Origin of the sequence: Streptomyces sp. LS1784, from assembly GCF_020103755.1 — a bacterium.
Classification (GTDB): domain Bacteria; phylum Actinomycetota; class Actinomycetes; order Streptomycetales; family Streptomycetaceae; genus Kitasatospora.
In genome coordinates this window covers 1-7,862 of the sequence record NZ_JAHSQD010000387.1, presented here as the reverse complement: position 1 = coordinate 7,862, position 7,862 = coordinate 1, and the positions used below count along the sequence as shown (strand labels likewise).

Sequence of the window (7,862 nt, the reverse complement as noted above, 5' to 3'; positions counted from 1 at the left end):
GTGGCCGCCGAGGCGTCCGCGAGGGCGGCGCCGGTGAGGACCACGGTGGTCGGCGCGGGCTGGACCGGCGGAGCCTGGACGCGGACGGCCAGCGGCTGGTCGGCGGTCCACGCGGAGCAGCCGACCGCGGCGCAGGCGCGCACGGCCCAGGTGTAGTCCCCGCCGTCGGTCACCGCGCCGTCCGGCAGCTGGACGGAGGCCCGGGTGCCGCTCTCCGCCCACACCGGGGCGATGGAGGTCGGCAGCGGCTGGCCGGTTCGGCCCTTGAGCGCGAACTCGGTCCGGATCCGGCCCTGGTTGGGGTTGGTGACCAGGGCGGAGAGCACCGGCGTGAGGGTCTGCTGGGCGCCGGTCTGCAGCTGGCTCGGGACGTCCGGCAGCGGGCTGACGCTGAAGGTGGCCCAGGCGGACCAGCCCAGGTTGTAGTGCAGGCCGTCGTAGGGCGAGCTGCGGAACCGGTAGGTGTGGCCGTACTGGAGCAGGCCCGCCGGCACGGTGACCTCGGCGGGGGTGCCGCTGGGTACGTAGCCGGAGACGTTGACGCTGCCGACCTGGGCGCCGGAGATGGCGTCGACCAGCTGGAAGGTGCCGGTCACCTTGTCGCCGTCGGGGTCGATGAAGGTGTCCCGGAGCACCGGGGTGGTGGTGTCCACCCGCCAGGTGCCGGTGCCGTCCTGGAGGAACGGCGGACCGGCCTCCTGCTTGGTGCCGGTGCGCGGACGGTAGTTGTAGTTGACCGTCAGCTTGGGCACGTTGGTGGCGGCGTTGGCGGAGCTCACCTCCTTCCAGTACTTGGTGTTGACCTCGTCGGGCGCCCGCAGGCCCATCCCGGAGACCTGGTTCTTCGCCGAGGCCCAGCCCTGGACGAGGTCGGTGACGTTGGCGGTGATCCAGCCGTCGCCGCCGCAGTTGTCGCGGCCCTTGGTCTCGGTGGAACCGGCCTTCTTGGCGTTCCAGGCCGGCTGGTTGGTCCAGCGCGAGGCGGTGGAGGCGAGCCCGGTGTCCCACACCTCCCAGGTGTAGGGAAGGCAGTCGGTGTTGCCGGAGTGGATGTTGTACAGCGACAGCGTGGCGCTCTGGACCAGCGCGTCCGCGATCGAGGAGGTGTTCCAGTTGATCAGCGAACGGGCCTCGCGCGAGCTGCCGTCGGCGTTCTTGGTGCCGGGGTTGCCCCAGTACAGCTCGACATCGGCCGACCAGTCGACCGTCTCGCCCTTCTGGACCCGGGTGTCGAGGGCGTTGCCGAGCCCGCTGGTGGACGGGTCGACGGTCACCGGGTAGGCGGTGGCCGGGTCGGCCAGGAAGGCGGCGTCGGGGGTGAAGACCAGGTCGACGTCGTCACCGTGCTGGACGACCTTGAGGTCGACCTTGGCCTGCCGGGGGTGCTCGCTCGACCCGGTTGCGGTGGTGGCGTCCCACATCACCGGCGCGGGCAGCACGGCGCGCTTCTGCCCGTTCTTCCGGTCGGTGAACAGCACGCCGCCGTCCGGCTGCGCCACGGCCTTCAGGCCCTTGGCCCGGAACGGCATGGTGTACGAGTAGCTCCCGCTCGCCGGGCGCTGCTTGAGCGTGACGAACTGCTCGAAACCGTTCCGGTTGGCCTCGACGACGAGGTCCCCGGCGCCGTCGCCGATCGCGTCCCGGTAGACGGCGCGCGGGCCGTCCAGCTCGGGCGCGGGCAGGCCGCCCTTCCACTCCAGTGCCAGTTCGTCGTCGCCGGAGCCGAGCGACACCAGGGTGCGGGCGGGCGCGGTGGCGGCCTGCGACTCGGCGAGGGTGCGGGGCCGTTTGCCGCCGGGGCCGGCCAGCTTCATCGCGTGCGGGTGTGCGGCGGGGGCCACCGAGCCGTCGGGCGCCTGCTTGAGCGTCAGGTCGACATCGGTCCACGTGCCGTCGCGCAGGAAGCGGACCGGCCCGGCGGCGAGTTCGGTGGTGAGCGTGCCGTCCGGGTTGACCCAGGTGGTGGACACCTCGCTGCGCTCGGACACCGCCTCGACGCGCCGGCCGGTGGTGCGCGCGGCAACCCGGGCGGCGGCGATGCTGCCGGTCGGGTCGACGGCGGCCGCCGTCGGCGGCTTTCCGGGGGAGGGCTTGGGGTGGGGCTTGGCCGCGAACGCGACCGGCGCTCCGCCGGCCAGCGACAGCGACAGTGCCACCGCGAGGGACAGCGGGCCGACGAGGGCCCGCTTTGGAACGTGCATGGGAGCTCCTTGGCTCACTCTTGGTCGAAGAGGTCCGGAGCATAAGCAAGATCATCAGGGAAGATGATCATGATAAATCAGGGCAAATCTGTCCAGATTCTGAATATTTCCTTAGGAAGTTGATGGGATCGTGACGCGTTGTGCACGCACGAGTGCGAAAGGGCGGGCGCCCCGGGAAACCCCGGAGTGCCCGCCCTGCGAACGTCCTCGGACCGTACGGCGCCGAGCCGCGCCTACTTGGCGCGCTTCGCGAGGAAGGCCTCGACCTCGGCCCGGATCTCCGGGGTGTCCAGCCCGCGCACCGTCATCGTGGTGCGGCGGCGCAGCACGTCGTCCGTGGTGTACGCCCACTCGTTGTCCGCCGCGTACGCGACCTGCGCCCAGACGTCCGGACCGTCCTCGTGGATCGGCCGGCCGAGCTCCGGGTTCTCGTCGATCATGCGGGCGATCTCGAAGGACAGGGTGCCGTAGTGGCTGGCCAGGTGCTTGGCCACCAGCGGCTCCATCCGCGAGCCCGGCTCACGGTCGATCAGCAGGCGGTGCGCCACCGCGTTCGGCGCGCCGACGCCCGGCAGCGGGACGGTCGGGGCGATCGGGGACATGTCCTCGCCGAGGCTGGTGCCGGGCACGTGGGCCAGCTTCTCCAGCACGGTGCGGCCGATGTGCCGGTAGGTGGTCCACTTGCCGCCGGAGACCGACAGCATGCCGCCGCGGCCCTCGGTGACGACGGTCTCGCGCTTGGCGGCGGCCGTGTCGCCCGGGCCGCCCGGCAGCACTCGCAGGCCGGCGAAGGAGTAGGTGATCAGGTCGCGGTCGAGGTGCTCGTCGCGGATCGCGTGCGCGGCCTCGCCCATGATCTGGTCGATGTCCGCCTCGGTGGCCCGGACGTCCTTCGGGTCGCCGGTGTACTCCTCGTCGGTGGTGCCGAGCAGGACGTGGTCCTCCCACGGGATGGCGAAGGAGACGCGGTACTTGTCGATCGGGATGGTCAGCGCGGCGCGCCACGGCGAACGGCGCTTGACGACCACGTGCGCGCCCTTGGAGAGGCGGATCGACGGCGCGGCGCCGGAGTCCTCCATCTTGCGCAGGTGGTCCACCCACGGGCCGGTGGCGTTCAGCACCAGGCGGGCGTCGATGCCGAACTCGCTGCCGTCCAGGCGGTCGCGGACCTCGGCACCGGTGACCCGGCCGCCGGTGAAGCGCAGCCCGGTGACCTCGGCGTGGTTGAGCACCACGGCGCCGGCGTCGACCGCGGCGCGCACGGTCATCACGGCGACGCGCGAGTCGTTCATCTGGTGGTCGCCGTAGACGGCCACCGAGCGCAGGCCCTCGGTGCGCAGCGCGGGCACCTGCTGGGCGGCGTGCGCGGCGGTGGAGACCCGGCCCATGCCGTCGCGGAAGGCGGACAGCGCCGAGTACAGGAAGACGCCGGCGCCGAGCTTGGCGGCGCCGTGCGGGCCGCCCTTGTAGACCGGCACGAAGAAGGTCAGCGGGTTGACCAGGTGCGGGGCCACGTCGGTGGAGAGCGCGCGGCGCTCCTTGTGGTTCTCCGCGACCAGCTTGACCGCACCGGTCTGCAGGTAGCGCAGACCGCCGTGGACGAGCTTGGAGGAGGCACTGGAGGTGGCGCCGGCGAAGTCGCCGGCGTCGACCATGGCGACCTTCAGGCCGGCCTGGGAGGCGGTCCAGGCGACGGCCGTGCCGAGGATGCCGCCCCCGATCACCAGCAGGTCGTAGGTGGCCTTGCCGAGCAGCTCGCGGGTCTCGGCGCGGGAGGCGGTGTGGCCGGCGGTGCGCTCGGCGCCCAGGGTCGGGATGGTTGCCATGGTGGTTGTGTACGGCGCGCGGGTCGGGCGGCGCCGTTACTCCTCTCGTGTGCGGTGCGGCCCCTGCGGGAGAGGCCGGTCGGCCCGGTGCGGCGGGCCGGTGAAACTCGGTGACACCCGCTGCCGGAACGGCGGGTGGCCGGCCGGGGTGCGGGGCCCCGACCGGCTCGTCGATCAGTTGTTCTCTTCCTCCTCCACCCAGTCCATGGTGCGCTCCACGGCCTTGAGCCACTTCTTGTACTCACGCTCCCGGGTGGCCTCGTCCATGCGCGGGGTCCACTCGGCGGCGCGGTGCCAGTTGGCCCGCAGGGTGTCGAGGTCGCTCCAGAAGCCGACGGCGAGACCGGCCGCGTAGGCGGCGCCGAGGGCGGTGGTCTCGGCCACGTACGGGCGCTCGACCGGGGCGTCCAGGACGTCGGCGATGTTCTGCATGAGCAGGTTGTTGCTGGTCATGCCGCCGTCGACCTTGAGGGCGGTGAGCTCGACCCCGGAGTCCTTCTGCATGGCGTCGACGACCTCGCGGGTCTGCCAGGCGGTGGCCTCCAGGACGGCCCGGGCCAGGTGGCCCTTGGTGACGTAGCGGGTCAGACCGGCGATCACACCGCGGGCGTCGGAGCGCCAGTACGGGGCGAACAGGCCGGAGAAGGCCGGGACGAAGTAGGCGCCGCCGTTGTCCTCGACGGTGTTGGCGAGGGTCTCGATCTCGGCGGCGGTGGAGATGATGCCGAGCTGGTCGCGCAGCCACTGGACGAGCGAGCCGGTGACGGCGATCGAGCCCTCCAGGGCGTACACCGGGGCCTGGTCGCCGATCCGGTAGCCGACGGTGGTCAGCAGGCCGTGGTACGAGTTGACGATCTTCTCGCCGGTGTTCAGCAGCAGGAAGGTGCCGGTGCCGTAGGTGGACTTGGCCTCGCCCTCGTCGAAGCAGGTCTGGCCGAACAGCGCGGCCTGCTGGTCGCCGAGCGCGGAGGCGACGGGAACGCCGGCCAGGTCGCCGACGGCCTCGCCGTACACCTCGGCGGAGGAGCGGATCTCCGGCAGGACGGCCATCGGGACGTCCATCGAGTCGGCGATCTTCTGGTCCCACTGCAGGGTCTGCAGGTTCATCAGCATGGTGCGGCTGGCGTTGGTGACGTCCGTGACGTGCTTGCCGCCGTTGACACCGCCGGTGAGGTTCCAGATCACCCAGGTGTCCATGGTGCCGAACAGGATGTCGCCGGCCTCGGCGCGCTCGCGCAGGCCCTCGACGTTGTCCAGCAGCCAGCGGATCTTCGGGCCGGCGAAGTAGCTGGCCAGCGGGAGGCCGGTCTCGCGGCGGAAGCGGTCCTGGCCGACGTTGCGGCCCAGCTCGCGGCAGAGCGCCTCGGTGCGGGTGTCCTGCCACACCAGCGCGTTGTGTACCGGCTCGCCGGTGTTCTTGTCCCACAGGACGGTGGTCTCGCGCTGGTTGGTGATGCCGATCGCGCGGATGTCGTCCTTGGTCAGGCCGGCCTTCTCCAGCGCGCCGCGGACGACCGACTGCACCCGGGTCCAGATCTCGGCGGCGTCGTGCTCGACGTAGCCGGGCTGGGGGAAGATCTGCCGGTGCTCCTGCTGGTCGACGGAGACGATCCGGCCGTCGGCGCCGAAGATGATGCAGCGGCTGGAGGTGGTGCCCTGGTCGATCGCGGCGATGTAGTTACCGGTGGTGGTCATGGGGAGGGTCCTCGGCTCGGGTTCGGGGGATACGGGGTGGGTGGGCCTGACACGTTCGTTCGGTCAGTCCCCGTGTGTGGCGGGGTCGAACCCGTCCTCTAGAAGATGGCGTTGTAGACGCCGCCGGCCGCCAGGCCGCCCAGGATCGGGCCGACGACCGGGATCCAGGCGTACGACCAGTCGGAGCCGCCCTTGTTCGGGATCGGCAGCAGGGTGTGCGCGATGCGCGGGCCGAGGTCACGGGCCGGGTTGATCGCGTAGCCGGTCGGGCCGCCCAGCGAGAGGCCGATGCCGACGACGGTGAAGGCGACCATCAGGGTGCCGGTGCCGGACTGGGAGAGGCCGGAGTTGGTGCCGATGGTGAGGATCGCGAAGCAGAGCACGAAGGTGCCGATGACCTCGGTGATCACGTTCTGGATCGGGTTCCGGATCTCGGGGCCGGTCGAGAAGATGCCGAGGGTGGGTTCCTCGTTCGCGCTGAACTGGCCCAGGTAGGTGGCCCAGACCAGCACGGCGCCGATGATCGCGCCGAGCAGCTGGGAGCCGAGGTAGAGCGGCACCTGGCTCCACTCGCCGCTCTTGACCGCGAGCGCGATCGTGACAGCGGGGTTGAGGTGGGCACCGGACTTCGGAGCCGACATGTAGGCGGCGATGAGGACCGCGAATCCCCAGCCGAAGGTGATCGCCAGCCAGCCGGCGTTGACGGCCTTCGACTTCTTGAGGGTCACGGCGGCGCAGACGCCGCCGCCGAGGAGTATCAGGGCGGCGGTGCCGAGGGTTTCGCCGACGAAGACGTCGCCGTTGGAGAACGCGGACACAAAGACTCCCTTGTCCATATGGCCCGGAGGGTAGGTGGGGGCAGGCGGCCGGTCGATCGCTGTGCGGGTGAGCGCACTGTGGGAGCGATCTCTCCGGCCATCGTTCGACAATGTCGACCGTCATGCGGAAGCTTCCTCCCCAGGTCGCCCCCGCGTCAAGGCGGGGTTACGGAGCTGTGACCCTCGCCTCGACCGGTCCGTCGACGTTACCGAGCGGAGCGCCCCGAAACAGGACAAAACGCCAGAGGCGCGGACAGGCCTCTCGCCCGTCCGCGCCTCAGCGTGACGAATCGACGGCCCGCCGCGAGCCGTCCCCGGATGTACTTCAGAACCGCCCGGCGCCCAGGTCGCGGGAGATCGCCCGCGCCGCGCTGCGCACCGAGGCCACCAGCGCGGGCTTCACGAAGCCGTCCTCGCAGACCCGCTCGACCGCCCCGCTGATGCACACCGCGCCGACCGGGTTGCGCCGCCGGTCCTGGATCAGCGCGCCGATCGAGGCCACGCCCTCCCAGGTCTCCTCGATCGAGTCCGCCCAGCCGCGCTCCCGGATCAGCGCGCACTCGGCGTCCACGTCGGCCGCCCCGGTCAGCGTCCGCATGGTGTACGACTCGTACGGCCCGTCGCCCAACTCCCCGCGTGCGACCGGGTCGTAGGCCACCAGCACCTTGCCCAGCGCGGTGCTGTGCAGCGGCTGCATCGAGCCCACCTCCAGCACCTGCCGGGTGTCGTCCGGCCGGAACACGTGGTGCACGATCAGCACGCCCTGCTGGTGCAGCACCCCCAGGTAGACCGTCTCTCCGGCCGCCCGGGCCAGGTCGTCCGCCCACACCAGCGCCCGCGCCCGCAGCTCGTGCACGTCCAGGTAGCTCTGCCCCAGCCGCAGCAGTTCGGCGCCCAGCTGGTACTTGCCGCTCTCCGGGTCCTGCTCGACGAACCCCTCCTGCTGCAGCGTGCGCAGGATGCCGTGCGCGGTGCCCTTGGCCAGGTCCAGTGCCGTCGCGACCTCGGACAGGCCGAGCCGGCGCTCGCCGCCGGCCAGCAGGCGCATGATCGCGGCGGCCCGGGAAAGCGACTGGATCGGGCCGGGCATGGGTACCTCCGCGCTGACAGGTGGTCGACATTGTCGACCGCAGTGATGACGGGACGAGTCTGCCAGGCCGCCCCGACTCCGTGCACCTTCCCCCCGGGTAACCCCGTCCACGTGCGGCCCGAACCGCAGGCCGCGCCCCGCCGCCTCAGCCCACCGCCCCCGCCCGCTGCGCCCGCAGCACCGCCACCTCCGCCGCCAGCGCCGCGATCCCGTCCGTCCCGACCCGGCAGCA

At 71.7% G+C, this 7,862-nt stretch carries 5 protein-coding genes; all 5 read right to left on the bottom strand.

Annotated features, from left to right (window positions below):
- Positions 1 to 2,201 (bottom strand): DNRLRE domain-containing protein (locus tag KS423_RS31960; protein WP_224283252.1); only part of this gene is annotated, 2,201 nt, incomplete at its 3' end.
- A 233-nt stretch (positions 2,202 to 2,434) separates the two neighbouring features.
- Positions 2,435 to 4,027 carry a glycerol-3-phosphate dehydrogenase/oxidase gene (locus KS423_RS31955; protein WP_224283251.1) on the bottom strand — a complete coding sequence of 531 codons (1,593 nt, stop codon included), beginning with the start codon at positions 4,025 to 4,027 and terminating at the stop codon, positions 2,435 to 2,437.
- Positions 4,028 to 4,201: 174 nt separating this feature from the next.
- Entirely contained in the window at positions 4,202 to 5,722 is a 1,521-nt protein-coding gene (gene glpK / locus KS423_RS31950) for a glycerol kinase GlpK (RefSeq protein ID WP_224283250.1), read from the bottom strand.
- Between the two features lie 98 nt (positions 5,723 to 5,820).
- The gene (locus KS423_RS31945; RefSeq protein WP_224283249.1) at positions 5,821 to 6,540 is read right to left on the bottom strand and encodes an MIP/aquaporin family protein; all 720 of its coding nucleotides are present in this window, start codon (positions 6,538 to 6,540) and stop codon (positions 5,821 to 5,823) included.
- A 325-nt stretch (positions 6,541 to 6,865) separates the two neighbouring features.
- On the bottom strand, positions 6,866 to 7,630 hold the full coding sequence (locus tag KS423_RS31940) for an IclR family transcriptional regulator (protein WP_224283248.1): 765 nt from the start codon (positions 7,628 to 7,630) through the stop codon (positions 6,866 to 6,868).
- Positions 7,631 to 7,862 lie beyond the last annotated feature (232 nt).

Coding starts and splice junctions, on each gene's coding strand:
- glpK (WP_224283250.1), bottom strand. CDS start 5,722: ATGACCACCACCGGTAACTACATCGCCGCGATCGACCAGGGCACCACC.
- KS423_RS31940 (WP_224283248.1), bottom strand. CDS start 7,630: ATGCCCGGCCCGATCCAGTCGCTTTCCCGGGCCGCCGCGATCATGCGC.
- KS423_RS31955 (WP_224283251.1), bottom strand. CDS start 4,027: ATGGCAACCATCCCGACCCTGGGCGCCGAGCGCACCGCCGGCCACACC.